Genomic DNA, 16,149 nt, shown 5'->3' on the forward strand with positions numbered 1-16,149 from the left:
ATTTATAATATTCAGTCAATAATACCCAAAATAAAATCATATATACTTTTTCCACCTTCCATCAAGACAACAGGACTCAATCCGGGAAAGAAGCTCAAATAATCTTACAGAATATTGGATTTCATATTGGTTCAATTGTTCATACTAAATAAAAAATATCTGTTCAAGAAGGAGTTTATATGCCAAAAGATAATAACCATAATCCAGCTCAACATAAAAGTCAGGTTAGAATATTAAATAACAACGAAATGGAAGTGGATACAGATGTCAATGAAGATCCTAATCGGGAAAATTTATTAGATGAATCAGTTGATTCTTTTCTAAAATCGAAAGAAGGACAGGAATATTAGAGGAGGAATTGTAGTCGTTATTGTTTTTTTTGGAGCGTTTTTATATTTTTCACTACTTCAAAAGGGATCCTCTTGAAACTTTCGGGGCCCATTTTGTATTTTCACTAAATAACCGGGCCACTAGACCAGAAAATCCTTCACCCAAACGATTTGGTTATAGGAATTACCTATTAACAAACATTTTAAAAAATGATTTTTGGCAGCACCTTCTTGGGGTACCGCCACATGCCCATCAAGCTAAGATATATTTGTATCCCCATAACGAAAAAATTCTTTTTTCTATTAATTTTACAGAAAAAGTAGCTCTTTTTTCGTTTTGGAGTGTTTTATATTTTTTATCTTGATGGCGATGCGGTGGGGACCCCAATAAGGGGCTGTTTCAGACTGAATTTACTATCGGAAATGAAATATATAGAAAAAGACCATGACTTTTAAAAAATCATGGTCTTTTTCAGTGCTCACCAAATTTTGATTAGGGCTTTTCACTGATTGATTTCGTTATCGGACGTTCGTTAGGTATTTTGCGTGCACATAACCTGTTCCCTTACCGTACTGAATTTTGTACCAAGAGCTACTCTTATTAATTACGGTAACGATTTGGTTTTTCTTCAAAGAGCCAAGAACTTTCCCAGATGTGGTTGGTTTAGAACGGACATTCAACTTCGTAGCATTGACCTTACCAGTCATATTCTTCGCTGCCGGTTTGTTTAAAGTGTAGGAAGTCGTCGTTGTACGTTTGTTCTGGCTTGGATCAATCGCTGTAATGGTAAACGTATACTTTCCGTTCGATACCTTTGATACATTCCATGATGCACTTTGGATACCGGCATTGTTTGTAGCATTATTGGTTAGTGTCGCCACGGTTTTGTTTTTTGCATCTTTTACTTGAACGGTTACCTTCGCCTTTTCATTAATCTCATACTTCAAAGCAACATTACTCGTTTTTGAATCATATGAGGTTTTTATATTATTAATGGAAGGTGCCGTTATATCAGGTTTCGTTAAAGTAAATGGAACCGTTGCTGAGCTTTTATTTTGATTGCTGTCGATCGTTGCAATTTCAAATGAGTACTTACCGTTCATAACCTTCGATACATTCCACGATGTCCATTGGACACCGGCATTTTTCTCTGCATTATTGATCGGAGTAGCTTCGATTTTGCCTTTTGCGTCTTTTACTTGAACGGTAATCTTTGATTTTTCATTGATCTCATACTTCAGGAAAACTTTATTTGTTTTTGAGTCATATGAGGTATTTGTATTTTTAATAACTGGAGCCGCTGTGTCAGGCTTTGTTAATGAAAATGGAACAGATGCTGAACTTGCATTATTACTACTATCAATCGCTCTAACTTCAAAGGTGTATGAACCGTTACTTACCTCTGATGCATCCCAAATGGCTAATTGCGATCCTGACGGCTTTTGATCCCCTTTGACAAGAGAAGCGATGATTTGCTCTTTTTCATCCTTAACTTCCACTGTCACATTCGCTTTTTCATTTGTATCAAAGGTTATTTTGACTTGGTTTGTTTTAGAATCGTAATGGGCTTTTAAACTATTAATCATTGGTGCTGTTTCATCTTTAGGTGCGGGATCCGGAGCTGGTGTTGGTATTGGCGTTGGAATGATAGGTGCCGGTTCTGGCTTGACTGGTTCTACTTCTTCAGGCTCGGGCTTATAAGCTTGTTTTAAGCTTGTCCCTTCATAATAGAAAGCAAGAATCTCGCGATACGTATTTCCCTTTTCGCCAGCCTTTTTCGCGCCATACTGACTTAGTCCGACACCATGGCCGTATCCCTTGCCTGAAACGTTAATCGCATCCCTTGCAGTATCCACTTTGTCTACTAAAAAGCTTTTCATGATGCTCAGACCGATAATGTCTCTAATTTTCGAAGCCGTTACATCTTCTAATATTACACTTTGCTGTAGCGCTTTCCCCTTTTCTTTCACCATAAATTCAATCTTTATACTTCCTTTACTCACCCTGCCGCCACTTGTTAGTGCGTGAAGGGATAGGTGAGGGACAGCCGTTATTTTAATGTCTTTGCCGGTATATCCATTTTTCTGTAGCCATGCTCTTATATTAGAAATTACTGGTGTTTGTTCAGCTTCCTTGGTATTAGCCCACCATGTATCTGCTTTTGTCAAATCTAAATTTGTAAGGTCTATTTGTTGCTTTTTTACACTAAAACTCCACACAGTTTGCGGATCATATGGATCGTCTTTGACCATTAAATATGGTAGCTCTGTACCAATCCAAACATTATTGTTGGACTCGGTTTTCCCTCCATTGCTAGAGGAAAAAAGAGCATCTGAACCTATATGTTGTTTTTCACCATAACCGATGACCTGACCTTCTGTTGCTTTAACAGCTTTTGTTGAGTTTTCGTGCCAAGTGTAGCCACCGTATACCTGGTAACTCATTGTGTCATCGGGCGTTCTGTTGATGTAGCTCATCGCATAGGTTCTTGCCGCAACAGCCTGTGCCTTTAAGGCTTCCTGATTCCATAAAGCCGGCATTTCAGCTGGAACAACCCCTTTTAAATAATCTTCAAGACCAATTGAGTTATATGGACGGATGAATTTCCCATCTTCCATAATAAAACGTAAACTACCTAAGTATGTACGCCCATTAATCGAAAGTGGACCGTTCCCTGTTTCAGGTTTCACTTCAATCTCAGAAGCTTTGCCTATTTCTTTTGAATCTGTCAGAACAACAATGTCCGTACCGCTGACCCTCAACGTATACTTCTTGTTCGATTCTAGTTTTACATTTGCTAGATTCGTAGTGTACGTGACTTCCGGTTCGACGGTAATCTCGGATTTATTACCAAGATAGCCTTTTAATTTAACCTTAATGATCGGATCGGCTGCCGCCTTAACAGACATTTCTGGAAGTAAAGATAGCATGAGAACGAGTGTAACAAACATCCATATTCCATTCCGTACCTTTTTCATTGAATAACCTCCTCATAATTTGGAAATTTATTAAAATAATAGTATACCATCCATAATGAGACATGAGTCGATATTTTACTATTTTAGGGGTCCCACCGCATGGCCATTAAGCTAAGGTGAATTTGTATCATCATAACGAAAAAAACGCTATTCTTTTTGTAGAAATATACAGGAAGGATGGCGTTTTCTATGAGTTTTTCTGTTTCAGACGAAATGAATCTCTTTTCTCAAGAACTTCAAAACTACTTATCTCCGTCTTCTCTACAACAATTAGCTAAAGAAGTTGGTTTTGTTCAACGTAAAAGTAAATATCAAGCACAAGAATTAATTGCTTTATGTGTATGGCTTAGTCAACAGGTCGCGAGTACGCCACTCACACAATTGTGTAGCCATCTCGAAGCATCTACAGGTGTCCTCATGAGCCCCGAAGGGCTTAATCAACGATTTAATGGTTCAGCCGTACAGTTTCTTCAACAAGTTCTAGCTAATCTTCTCACTCAAAGAATTCATTCAACACAAGAAATACTTCACCCATACTCCACGACTTTTAAACGTATTCGGATCCTAGATTCTACAACATTTCAACTTCCAGATAAGTTTGCCTCACATTATCAAGGTTCTGGCGGAAGCAGCCATACCGCAGGTGTTAAAATCCAACTTGAATATGACTTATTGAGTGGGAAGTTCCTTCACGTTTATGTAGGAGAAGGGAGAGAAAATGATAAAACCTTCGGTTCAACGAGTCTACAAATCATTCAACCGAAAGACTTATACATAAGGGATTTAGGGTATTTCGACTTACATGACTTACAGAAAATGAATGATGAAGGTGCTTACTATGTCTCACGTTTGAAGTTAAATTCTCGTATCTATCGTAAGAACGATAAACCAGAGTTTTTTCGAAATGGGACTGTGAAGAAAGGTACTCTCTTTATTCAGTTAGACATGGAAGAGCTTATGAATCAATTACAACCTGGTCAAACACTCGAAATTTCAGAAGCATACATTGGACTGTATCAAAAACTACCCGCCCGAGTGGTTATTCATCGACTAACTGAGGCACAAACAGAGAAAAGATTGAAAGAACAAGCAAAAAAAGAAAAGAAGAAGGGCATTACCTATAAAGACCGAAGCAAACGATTAAGTGGAATGAACGTATATATTACAAATCTTTCTTTAGAAGACGTTCCAACGGAACATATCCATGACCTGTATTCGTTACGTTGGCAGATTGAAATTCTATTTAAGACCTGGAAATCTTTCTTTCAAATTGACAAGTGCAAAGAGATCAAAAGGGAACGCTTAGAGTGTCACTTGTATGGGCAACTGATTAGCATTTTACTCTGTTCCTCTACCATGTTTAAAATGCGCCAGTTACTTTTAGACATGAAAAAGAAGGAGTTAAGTGAATATAAATCTATCTATATGATAAAAGACTATTATTTATTGTTTTATCAAGGATTACAAAAGGACACCCAAGAACTATCAAAGACTTTTCTCCGTCTGTTTTACCTTTTGGAGAAAAACGGACGGAAATGTCATCGTTATAACAAGAAAACGGTCTTCGATATCTTAGGTGTTGTCTATGATTATTCGATGTCACAAAAACTCAAAGTTGCCTAATACTTTTTAAAAAACCTATTTAATAGGTTTTTTTGTCATGCACAATTTTAGTATTACTGTAGCAAAATAAAGAGAACGCACTTTCAAATTAACTCTTGGCAGGCTTAGCTTGATGGCGATGGGGTACCGCCAGCAAAACGCTAATTTACAAAGTTCATGATGTACCGTATTAAAAATCCCAATTTCTCAGAAGGATAATTTGATGAGTTGTGCCTTTTGGAAAAAGGTTGATTTAAATAGGATCTACTATGATTTTATTGATTCATTTTCTTAAGAAAAATTTGATCGTTTAAAATGTCTTATTGAACTAAAGCTCCCATTCGTTGAAAATGATAAAGTATAATTCGAAAAAGGAGGTTAATTCTTGAATATTTTAATTTTAGGTGCAACTGGACGAGTTGGGGGTCAATTAGTTACTAAATGCCTTCATGACAGACATCATGTTACAGTTTTAGTTCGCACTCCAGAGAAAATCCAAATAAACCATGCAAGTTTAACCATTATTCAAGGTAATGTTTTACATAAGGATGATATCGTACGTGCAATGCATGGGATTGATGTAGTACTTAGTGCACTAAGTACTGATGGGACAACCACTTTATCAGCAAGCATGCCACTAATTATCGAAGTAATGGAAATTGAAGGTATACAACGAATTATAACGATTGGAACAGCAGGTATTCTGCAAAGTAGAAACACTCCAAACTCACTGCGTTATCAGACAAGTGAATCAAAGCGCAAGTCTACCCGTTCAACGGAAGAACATCATAAAGTGTACGATTTGCTTAAACAATCAACACTCGAATGGACTATTGTCTGCCCTACGTATTTGCCGGATGGAAAAAGTGTTGGTAAATATCGTGTAGAAAGAAACTTCTTGCCGGAGGATGGAGTTGAAATATCCGTGGCGGATACAGCAGAATTTACCTATAGCCAGATTAAAAGCAGCGATTATTTAAAATCACGTGTAGGTATCGCCTACTAATAATCCGAATTAGCATTTCGCCCTTTTAGATTTGATGAATCCATAGAAGTAGCAAAGAAGCCATCACGTCGGCTTACTATGATTATTGCCAGTTCAATTATGTTCGTAAATGTATGGAACTTTCATTTTGCACAGTCAGCTAAACCATTGACAAGAATAATTCTCGGCATCCTTTGGGCGAAGATTTCGCCCATACCTTGTTCATGAACCTTCTTTTCCCAATATGTTATATTTCCCCTCCAAAGATAGCCACATTCTGCCGATCAGGAACAAAAGCTTGCCCGTTCCACTTCAATACGGTCTGTACCATTCCCAATGAGTCGGCATTGTACCTTCCCGCTATCCTCTGATACGCTTCGAGCTCATTTATGCCATCCCTATTAAAATCGACCGGATATAGACCAGATAAAGGATTGACCCATCCTTCTATAGGTGCCTTCAAAACACCATTCTTGTTATAAATTTCTGATAAATATTCCTTATCCTTATAAGTAAGGTCTAGAATGTACCTTTCTTTTAGGTAATAACTGTTCACCTTGGCTTTGTATAGATTTTCATAATTCACAGCGTATTTAAACGTTACATTGAATGTGTCGGAATTAAAAATAGTCATGAGTTGACCGTTAAGATATGAAACGACATACGCATAAATAGTACCGCCGCTTCCTCCTGTATCAATGACCACTAAAATGTCATCCACATTGTTACCTGTAAAATCACCAAGAAAAAGGGTCGGATTGTATCCTGCGTTATTTTTTATGGGAACTTGTTCATATTGATTTGTACTCCCATTTTGTATAACCAAAGTTATATTCCTCCAAAAGGGGCTATCAGGGGTTTTATTTGCAGTAAGAAAAACATTATCCTTTATCCCGTCCCCATCAATATCGCCTTGCAATGAGGTCACGATGGCTGTTCTGTTCGGATTCATTTCCCTTGAAAGAACAGTTTGGAGGCTACTTTGCATTTCAAGCAGTCCCTGCTTCGAAGGATAAGGATTTGGAAACAACAAGATGCCATCAATCGTTTGCAGTGCTTCATTTGTTAATCCGGCCATTACCTGAGTCTCAGCCAAACAGTACCAATAATAAGGGTGATTCGTTTCTCGTATTTTTGTGTAGTAGTATTGAATCACTTTTCTGATGTCATACGTATCCAACTTCATCCCACCTATCTCTTTATTATCAATATAGATTTATATGCGGGAGTTTTGTTATTAGCATGGAGTGTTTTTTTATTGAACTATGTAGATCCTACAAATTTTCATTTACAACTTATACTACCCAGAGGGAATTGAACCAAAAAAAGTGGACTAATTGGCCATTTAAGGATACACCCAGTTTCCAGGAAATTGTTTTTGGCATCTGAAACCATTTTTACGAGAGAGACCCGCTTCAAGATAAAGCGGGTCTCTTGTTTATAAATCTACTAACTATATAGAAAAAATAATCTTCCTAAGAAACCGCCCTTTTTTAAGAAATCTGATAATAAACAATAATCAAATTTTATTTTTTTTATTCAAAGTACATAAACTATCCAAATAAGCAATATTTCTTCGTATTACTGGACATTTTTAGAAAGCATGAAATTAAGAACATCCCATCACACTACAAAACATCCATATGAAAATTAGACATAGAAAAATACTCAGTTGAAAAAATATATTGCCTACCAATTGAGCGATTGCAATAAAATATAGATCCATTTTGCAAAATGCCATTTTATAAACTGATTAGCTTGCATATATTTATTTAATTTGCTATTATAACTGACGAACGTTCGTTAAATTATGAGGTGATATTATTGAAAAGTAATGAAATTAAGGAAGCCGCTCTAAAATATTTCACGATTCATGGTTATGAAGGAGCGTCCCTTTCTCTAATAGCTGAAGAAGTCGGCATGAAAAAGCAATCCATTTACGCCCATTTTAAAGGCAAGGATGATCTTTTTCTGCAAGTTTTACGTGATGCGAAAGAGACGGAGCTATCTTCGAAACTCCAATATTTCAGTAAAGTTGATTCAAAAAATCCTGAAAAAGATTTATATGGATTCCTACAATTGGTCATCGATCTTTTCCAAAAAAATGAGCATATAAAGTTTTGGCTGCGTATGTCCTTTTTTCCGCCAGCACATCTTGAAAAAGAGGTTGGTAAGGAAGTCATAGATATCGAGGAAAAGGTGCAGACAATTCTTGAATGTAAATTCCAGGATTGGATCAATGCCAAATTAATCGTCGAAGATGCAGCCATAACGCCGACCTATGCTTTCTTGGGAGTAGTGGATTCCATTTTGGTAGAGCTTGTATATGGAAATGATGAGAAACAGCTGAAGGATAAATTATCTGCCTCTTGGAAAGTGTTTTGGAGAGGTATTTCACAAAAATGATTCACATAGAAAGTGGTGTTAAAACATGAATAAACCAATTAAAGAACAAAAGGCGGTATTAATTATTCTTCTAAGCAATATATTCATTGCTTTTTTGGGTATTGGGCTCATCATCCCCGTTATGCCGTCATTTATGAATATCATGCATTTATCAGGAAGTACGATGGGCTATCTGGTTGCCGTATTTGCGGTATCACAGCTTGTTATGTCACCATTCGCAGGTCGTTGGGTTGACCGTTATGGCAGAAAGAAAATCATCATCATCGGCTTATTCCTTTTTGGTGTTTCTGAACTTATCTTCGGTATAGGCACGAATGTATCCGTGTTTTATTTATCAAGGATCCTAGGCGGAATCAGTGCCGCCTTTATCATGCCAGGTGTTACGGCATATGTTGCAGATATTACTTCCGTTAAGGAAAGGCCGAAAGCTATGGGCTATATATCAGCCGCCATTAGCTTGGGCTTTATAATAGGACCCGGTATCGGTGGCTTCATTGCCGAATATGGTATACGCTTGCCCTTCTTCCTTGCGGCGGCTATCGCCTTTTTAGCATGCATTACATCATTATTCATTTTAAAAGAGCCGTTAACAAAGGAACAGCTTGCAGAAGGTTCTGCTAATACAAAGCAAACGAACTTTATAGGCGATTTAAAAAAATCAGTCAATCCGCTTTACTTCATTGCGTTCATCATTGTATTTGTACTAGCATTTGGTTTATCAGCGTATGAAACTGTTTTTAGCCTATATTCTGATCATAAGTTTGGCTTCACGCCGAAGGATATTGCAATTATCATTACAATAAGCTCAATCTTTGGAGTGGTTGTACAAGTATTTATGTTTGGTAAACTGATAGATTTCCTGGGTGAAAAGAAGCTTATCCAATTATGCTTAATTATCAGTGCAATCTTTGCAGTAGCTTCCACCATGATCTCTAGATTTTTGGCAGTTCTAGTCGTAACTTGCTTCATCTTCCTTGCATTTGACTTGCTTCGTCCGGCATTAACGACATTTCTATCAAAAGCTGCCGGGAAAGAGCAAGGGTTTGTTGCTGGTATGAACTCAACCTATACGAGCTTAGGGAATATCGCCGGACCATCAATGGGAGGATTACTATTTGACGTAAACATCAACTATCCTTATCTTTTCGCTGCTGTCATTATCGTCATCGGACTGGGTATTACAGTCATTTGGAAGGAAAACCGATTGGTAGAAAGCTTAGCGGAATAATCAAAGTCCATGATTGACCATACCTAATTTTTCCTTTTCAAGCGTAAAACTCTCAAACTTAAAAATCATACTATACGTTTTTCTTTGATAAAATTCTTTGGGGATTTTTTCTTTTGCCATTGAACGAACTAAAAATGCTTATTAACTTTTGAAAAGGAGTAAAGGCACATCGATATTCGATGTGCCTTTACTCTCTTATTTAGAATGTGATCCTTGAGAAACGTCAACATCCATTAGTTTAATTGCTAAGCTGTAGAGATACATACTTTACTTCTAAAAATTCATCCATGCCGGAGTGCCCGCCTTCTCTACCTAAGCCACTTTCCTTCATGCCGCCAAATGGTGCTTGAGCAGTGGATGGGGCACTATCATTAATCCCAACAATCCCATACTCGAGGCCATCCGAATAGGTTACTGCTTTATTTAATGACTCTGTATATACATAAGCTGCCAAGCCAAAATTAGTGTTATTGGCTCGATCCATCGCTTCTTGGTCAGTTTTAAATGTACTGACTGGTGCAATCGGACCAAACGTTTCTTCCTGCATACACAGCATATCATCCGTTACATTGGAAAGAATGGCAGGTGCGATAAAATAGCCCTTCTCTTTATCTACCTTGGATGTCTTATGGATGACAGCTCCTTTACTTATAGCATCTTCTACTTGAAACTGAACTTTTTTTACGGCAGCTTCATCAATCAGTGGCCCAAGATCGGTTCCATTCATTCCATTTCCAACCTTCAAAGATAAAACAGCCTTTTCAAAGGCTTGTAAAAATGGCTCTTGAATCGTCTCATGGACGTAAATTCGGTTCGCACAAATACATGTTTGTCCGGCATTCCTAAATTTCGATTGAATCAAACCTTTTACGGCTTCTTCGATATTCGCATCTTCGGCTATGATAAACGGAGCTAAGCCACCCAATTCAAGTGAGACTTTTTTTACCGTTTCTGCTGCCTTTTTCATTAGATGCTTCCCTACAGGTGTGGAACCCGTAAATGTAATTTTTTTGACACGTGAATCATTCATCCAAACGTCTGACACTTCCCCCGGGTTTTGTGTTGTGACAATATTTATTACACCGGCCGGAATGCCTGCTTCATGCGCACTTTCAACTAATAGCAATGCTGTCAATGGTGTTTGTTCCGCGGGTTTGATGACGACGGTACATCCTGCTGCAAGTGCTGGTGCCACTTTCCTTGTGATCATGGCAGCAGGAAAATTCCACGGCGTGATGGCAGCAACGACACCGACTGCCTGCTTTTGCACTAAAATTCGCTTAGAAGCAACGGAAGCTGGTATGGTTTCTCCATAGTTACGCTTTGCTTCTTCAGCAAACCATTTCACGAAACTTGAAGCATATTTTATTTCACCTTTTGCTTCAGCCAATGGTTTCCCTTGCTCCAATGTCATGGTTGTTGCGATTTCATCTAGCCTTTTTTCAATAATTGTGTACCACTTCTCAAGTAATTCCGCCCGCAGATATGCACTTGTTTTCGACCAATTTAGAAAGGCCGCATGAGCTGCATCCACAGCAGCCTTTGCTTCTTTTTCCGTAGCGTCCGGAACATAGCCCACAGGATCCAATGTTGCTGGATTTTCCACTACAAAATGACGTTCTGTTTGTATCGTTTCACCGTTTATATATATTGGCCATTTTTCAACTACTTTGTTCATCCTGCTTTAAGCTCCTCTTCTTCTTCATGATCTGTAAAAGTCTTATCATTTTCTCCTTTGAAAAAGTCCTTACCATATAAAAGGGCACATAAAAGAATTCCTGCTGCAAACGCCATTCCAGCACCCTTTATAACAAGGATGGCAGCAACGACCCCTGCAATTCCCAAGTCGCGTTGGCTCCTCGCCTGCATTACACCGACACGCACGCTAACATATCCTTGAACCAAAAGCGTTAAGGCCAATGCCACACCGAGAATTGGTTCCACCAAACTGACGACTGGCAATAAGAATAGCCCAGTATTCGTACCCCAACGGAAGGAGCCAGCACCGCCAAAGAATGAGTTCATTGCTTTCTTGCCATTTTTAAAGCGTTCCACTACAACGACCTGCATGGCTGCCCATAACGGACCACACATCGTAATATCAGGCCCGATGAAACTCATGATCACATTTCGGCCGCCAAAAATTAAATGGGCCCTGTTTGGATTATAATCCACTTTTTCATCTTCCCTGACCTCATCCGATTCAGAGAGCAAAGCTTTTGTTTTCAGCACATCCCCAAATACAACTAAATAAGTAGCAAAAACAGCTGGTATTGCACTTAAAAAGAAGGTCATGGCAGGGAACCCTAAACCAAAAACCGTATAGTCAGACCAAAGCGTAGCAAAGTCCGGACTGCTGAATCCCCATTGAATATTTGGCCATTTTGCTTCTCCAAAAATGGGGGCAACAAAGACCGCGAGTAGAATAGCTGGCAATATCCCTAAATTACCGATAAATATCCAAACTTTATTTCGTATTTTCAATTTTCCAAAACTTTTCGAAAAAAGCAAATAAAAGGCAAAACCGATACAAATGCTTATTGTATAAGGAAATAAATCAAACTTTCCACCGACTTCAAAAATAGAAACGACAGCACCAATTCCCGCTCCTAATATAATGCCTGATTTAATTGCATTCGGCACTAATCGAACGACTTTACTCGCAAGCCCGGTCATTCCTAGTATTATGGATAAAATCCCTAATGTTAATTGAAACGCAACGAGTGCATAGACCCTATCAGGTCCTTCTGGAAATTGCCCGACAAACAACACAAGCAATGGAACCGCTGGTGTAATCCAACCTGGTATAACTGGGTCTCCGAGTAAATGATGTGCTAAATATAATAATCCATTTAAGACAACAACGGCTAGAGCCACATCGAAAGGCATACCTAGATGGTCTGCAAGAAGTGTAATCGCTCCAAGATCAACGGCACACATTAATAAACCTTGAACATAGTCTGGCCACTCAAAACGATAATGAACAAATGGCAGTCTTATTTTAAAAGGACCTGCAGGTATATACGATGTCTCTTTTCCGTATGGACGGTTTTTCCATTTCATGTTGTTTCCTCCAGTTAAATGCCATAGGCTGAACGATATATTTTTTCGATATCACGAACGTTTAATGCACGAGGATTATTCCGAAGTAAACGGACTTGTTTGATGGCTTCAGCAGCCATTTCACTTAAGGAAGATTCAGGAATATCAAATTCACGAAGTGACTCAGGTATATCCACGTATCTACATATTCTAGTCATTGCTTCGATCGCTTTATCCGCTGCCTCATCATCATTTAAATGATCGACTTTTTCTCCAAGTGCTTCCGCAATATCTCGGAATCTTTCTAAACATGCAATTTTATTCCATTGCATGACAAAAGGCAGTAATAATGAATTGCTGACTCCATGTGATAAATGGAAACGACCTCCAAGCGGATAAGCTAGGGCATGTACAGCTCCAACACCGGCATTTCCAAAAGCTAACCCGGCCATTAGGCTTCCCGTGATCATGGCTTCTCGTGCTTCTAGATGATCTGGCGCCGCATAAGCCTTTGGTAAATTTTTAGCGATCAACTTCATAGCGCCAATTGCCAAGGCATCCGTCACAGGCGACGCAAATTTAGAAATATAGGCCTCGACTGCATGAACAAGTGCATCCACTCCACTCGCAGCCGTCACACTTGGTGGGCAAGTCAGTGTCATAATCGGGGAAACAATCGCCACATCCGGTAATAGAAACGAACTAACAATTCCCTTCTTAACCTGTTCTTTTTTGTCAGATAAAATCGAAATATTCGTCACTTCGGACCCGGTACCCGCTGTCGTCGGTATAGCTATTAAAGGAATACCTGGAACTTCAATCAAGTTCGTACCAAAATAGGTCTCGATGCTACCCGAATTCGTAGCCATAACAGAAGAGGCTTTTGCAATATCTATCGCACTTCCACCCCCTACCGCAATCAGCCCATCATGATTTCCATCCCTGATAGAACGTACACATTGCTCCACGATTTCAATTTCCGGTTCAGGATTGACTTCCGAAAAAATACCGTATGCCGATGAAAGTAAATCCTCAACCTTTTGCACAACCCCAGCATTCAGTAAAACTTTATCTGTAACTAATAATGGATTCTTCATCCCTAATCGTGTAACCTCTTCAGTCAGCTGTTGTAAAGAATCTGCTCCTGTCACCAATTTGTTAGCCATTGAAAAAATAGAAATATTCATGGTAATCTCCCCTTTCATTAATCTACTATTGCAGGAATCATGCCAAATTGAAAACGCTTAATATAATAAGGGTTTACTCTATTTTTTCATTGGAAATCCGAATAAAATGAGTAGAAATCAAATCGAAAAAACTAATTCGATTCGTTTTCTAATCGAATGTGAAATTTTTTCATTTTTTGCACCAAGGCGCTTTGACTGATTTCCAAAGAGGCGGCAGCCGCCCTTGTGGTCCCGTATTTATTCATTGCATTCAGGATTAAGGATCGCTCCAGTTCAGAAACGGCCTCCTTCAAGGAAAGAGGTGTAGTTTTCCGTGTTACGACCGGCCGTATGAAAGATGGTAAATTAGATAAATCAATCGTATCCTCATAAGTCGTAACGACCAGTCGCTCAGCAAGATTCGCAAGCTCACGTATATTACCAGGCCACGAATAATTCGTTAGCCATTCATAGCATTCCGGTGTCATCTTTTTCTTTTCATCATATTTTACATTGAATTTTTCCAGATACATTTCTAAAAGCGGGACCATTTCCTCTTTCCGCTGGCGTAAAGGCGGAACTTCAAACGAGACAATATTAAGCCGGTAATAAAGATCTTCGCGGAAAGATCCTTCTTGAACAAGTGATGCTAGGTCACGATGAGTGGCAGTAATTAATCTAACATCCACTTCTTTCATTTCAGTAGAGCCTACTCTCATAAACTTGTTTTCTTCCACCACTTTCAATAGTTTTACCTGTAACTCTAAAGGTAAGTCCCCAATTTCGTCTAAAAATAACGTGCCACCATTGGCTTTTTCAAAAATACCCATTTTCCCATTCTTTAGGGATCCGGTAAATGCTCCCGGTTCATATCCAAAAAGTTCAGATTCCACCAAGTTCGCTGGGAGGGCCCCGCAATTTAATTCAAGGAAAATATTTTCCTTCCTGGAGCTTTTGGAATGAATGTACTTAGCAATCAAGCTCTTTCCTACACCCGTTTCTCCCTGTAATAAGATCTTCGCGTCCGTTTTGGCTACCTTATCAGCCATCTTGAATAAAGGCGTTGTAAAGGGCCCAATGATTATTTCCTGTAGATTCACCTGTTCCGAATCAGGTAACAATTGAGAAATGGGTTGGAAAGATAACTTCTGACTGTCAATCGTATACTTCATTCGGATTAATTCAGTAATATCTCTAACACTATTTATGACAAATATGACTTCGTTCTGTGGTGAAAGAATGGGTGTCGCCGACACGATAATCTTTCTTCCGTTTCGGATTCTTTGCGTCAGCGTAACTTGATTCTTCGTTCGAATAGAGTCCAATGAAGCAGAAACGGAAATCATCCCCTGTTCAATTAAATAACTCATGGGTTTTCCGATAATTTCCTCTTCCCTAATTCCAGTAATGCGTTGATAAGCTTGATTGATAAATAATGTCGTTCCTTCACCATCTGTGATATACACGCCATCATACAGGGCATTAAATACAACCCTGCATAAATCACTCTCAAAAAATGCTTGAAATTGTTCATATGGTATCGAGTAATTCCTTAAATTTTGCAGCGGTGCATTCACTGTAATAAAATGAGAAATTGGCTTCGTTAAATCACTCTGTTGCACGGCCGCAGATAACGCTTCTATTGTCAGAAATCCGATGAAATCCTCTGAATTGTCTATAACTTCCACTTCATTTTTACCGATGGGAAAACGTGAAATCGCTTCCTCCACTGTCATATCAGAATGAAACTTAGTCATCAATATCCACTCCCGCTGGTTCTTTAACATCAAAATCGATGGTTTCTCGATATTCTTCATTTATTTCCTCTAATGTTTTCATATAACTGCCACCTATGCTTTCTCTCCTTATAGCTTTGTTAAGGTCACTCTTTGAAATTCGTGTTCACACCGGCTGGTATGAATGTTCTATTATCCATAAAGCATGCTATTCGTTTTTTTAGTGACCTTTATGGTAAGCATTATGTAAGTCCCTTTCCTTATGATACTATGTACAACAACAAACGACTCATAAACACTACACCGTTAAAAAGGAGTTAACCCTTTTTAAATATGCTAAAAAACTTCATAAATGGAATGAATGAAAACATCCAAATAGAAGATTTGATGAATACCGTAAATAAGTCCCACCCAGACCACTATTTTGTCCCTTTAACTGGGAGGGCACAAGACACTTTTATCATACCAAGTGTCTTTCCAATGCTCAAATTCCATTTTCACCCATTAAGGAAAGGCTGCAGTTGCCAATAGACTGCCATATGAAAGCTCAATCATAGGTTAACGTACCATTTGTGTGCCGATTGTTCTTATGTTTATTAGAAAGGCAAGTGAAAATAAAAAAGAAACCAGTGAGTCATTTCACTGATTTTCATTTTCATATCTATTATTTATATAA

11 protein-coding genes are annotated in these 16,149 nt (G+C 38.5%); 5 read left to right on the forward strand and 6 right to left on the reverse strand.

The window, feature by feature from the left end:
* The first annotated feature begins 179 nt into the window (after positions 1-179).
* Positions 180-350: a hypothetical protein gene (locus ACFWE9_RS21000; protein ID WP_230162117.1), complete on the forward strand. Its 171-nt coding sequence runs from the start codon at positions 180-182 to the stop codon at positions 348-350.
* A gap of 498 nt (positions 351-848) precedes the next feature.
* Here ACFWE9_RS21000 and ACFWE9_RS21005 read toward each other — a convergent pair whose 3' ends face one another.
* On the reverse strand, positions 849-3,308 hold the full coding sequence (locus tag ACFWE9_RS21005; RefSeq protein ID WP_377358605.1) for a SpoIID/LytB domain-containing protein: 2,460 nt from the start codon (positions 3,306-3,308) through the stop codon (positions 849-851).
* Between the two features lie 189 nt (positions 3,309-3,497).
* Here ACFWE9_RS21005 and ACFWE9_RS21010 point away from each other — a divergent pair, with 189 nt between their 5' ends.
* Positions 3,498-4,931: an IS4 family transposase gene (locus ACFWE9_RS21010; RefSeq protein ID WP_377358607.1), complete on the forward strand. Its 1,434-nt coding sequence runs from the start codon at positions 3,498-3,500 to the stop codon at positions 4,929-4,931.
* Between the two features lie 364 nt (positions 4,932-5,295).
* Positions 5,296-5,916, forward strand: a complete 621-nt coding sequence (locus tag ACFWE9_RS21015; protein WP_230162115.1) for an NAD(P)-dependent oxidoreductase — start codon at positions 5,296-5,298, stop codon at positions 5,914-5,916.
* Between the two features lie 226 nt (positions 5,917-6,142).
* Here the strand turns inward: ACFWE9_RS21015 and ACFWE9_RS21020 are convergent, their stop codons facing one another.
* Positions 6,143-6,883, reverse strand: a complete 741-nt coding sequence (locus tag ACFWE9_RS21020) for a VCBS repeat-containing protein (RefSeq protein ID WP_377358617.1) — start codon at positions 6,881-6,883, stop codon at positions 6,143-6,145.
* Positions 6,884-7,710: 827 nt separating this feature from the next.
* On the opposite strand from ACFWE9_RS21020, the gene ACFWE9_RS21025 reads away from it, so the two are divergent.
* Both ACFWE9_RS21025 and ACFWE9_RS21030 read left to right on the forward strand, forming a co-directional pair.
* On the forward strand, positions 7,711-8,301 hold the full coding sequence (locus tag ACFWE9_RS21025; protein ID WP_377358609.1) for a TetR/AcrR family transcriptional regulator: 591 nt from the start codon (positions 7,711-7,713) through the stop codon (positions 8,299-8,301).
* Between the two features lie 25 nt (positions 8,302-8,326).
* Positions 8,327-9,529 (forward strand): MFS transporter, encoded by a 1,203-nt coding sequence (locus tag ACFWE9_RS21030; RefSeq protein ID WP_377358611.1) that lies wholly within the window; start codon positions 8,327-8,329, stop codon positions 9,527-9,529.
* A 238-nt stretch (positions 9,530-9,767) separates the two neighbouring features.
* Here ACFWE9_RS21030 and ACFWE9_RS21035 read toward each other — a convergent pair whose 3' ends face one another.
* The 4 genes from ACFWE9_RS21035 to ACFWE9_RS21050 all read right to left on the reverse strand — a co-directional run bounded on the left by ACFWE9_RS21035 (position 9,768) and on the right by ACFWE9_RS21050 (position 15,494).
* Entirely contained in the window at positions 9,768-11,207 is a 1,440-nt protein-coding gene (locus ACFWE9_RS21035; protein ID WP_230162109.1) for an NAD-dependent succinate-semialdehyde dehydrogenase, read from the reverse strand.
* Positions 11,204-12,592 (reverse strand): hypothetical protein, encoded by a 1,389-nt coding sequence (locus ACFWE9_RS21040; RefSeq protein ID WP_377358614.1) that lies wholly within the window; start codon positions 12,590-12,592, stop codon positions 11,204-11,206. Before ACFWE9_RS21040 ends, ACFWE9_RS21035 begins: the two co-directional genes overlap by 4 nt.
* A 14-nt stretch (positions 12,593-12,606) precedes the next feature.
* Complete coding sequence (locus ACFWE9_RS21045; RefSeq protein WP_230162105.1) at positions 12,607-13,758, reverse strand: iron-containing alcohol dehydrogenase; 1,152 nt, start codon at positions 13,756-13,758, stop codon at positions 12,607-12,609.
* Between the two features lie 131 nt (positions 13,759-13,889).
* On the reverse strand, positions 13,890-15,494 hold the full coding sequence (locus ACFWE9_RS21050) for a sigma-54 interaction domain-containing protein (RefSeq protein ID WP_230162103.1): 1,605 nt from the start codon (positions 15,492-15,494) through the stop codon (positions 13,890-13,892).
* Positions 15,495-16,149: the final 655 nt, after the last annotated feature.

This window comes from Peribacillus sp. NPDC060253, from assembly GCF_042727425.1.
Classification (GTDB): domain Bacteria; phylum Bacillota; class Bacilli; order Bacillales; family DSM-1321; genus Peribacillus.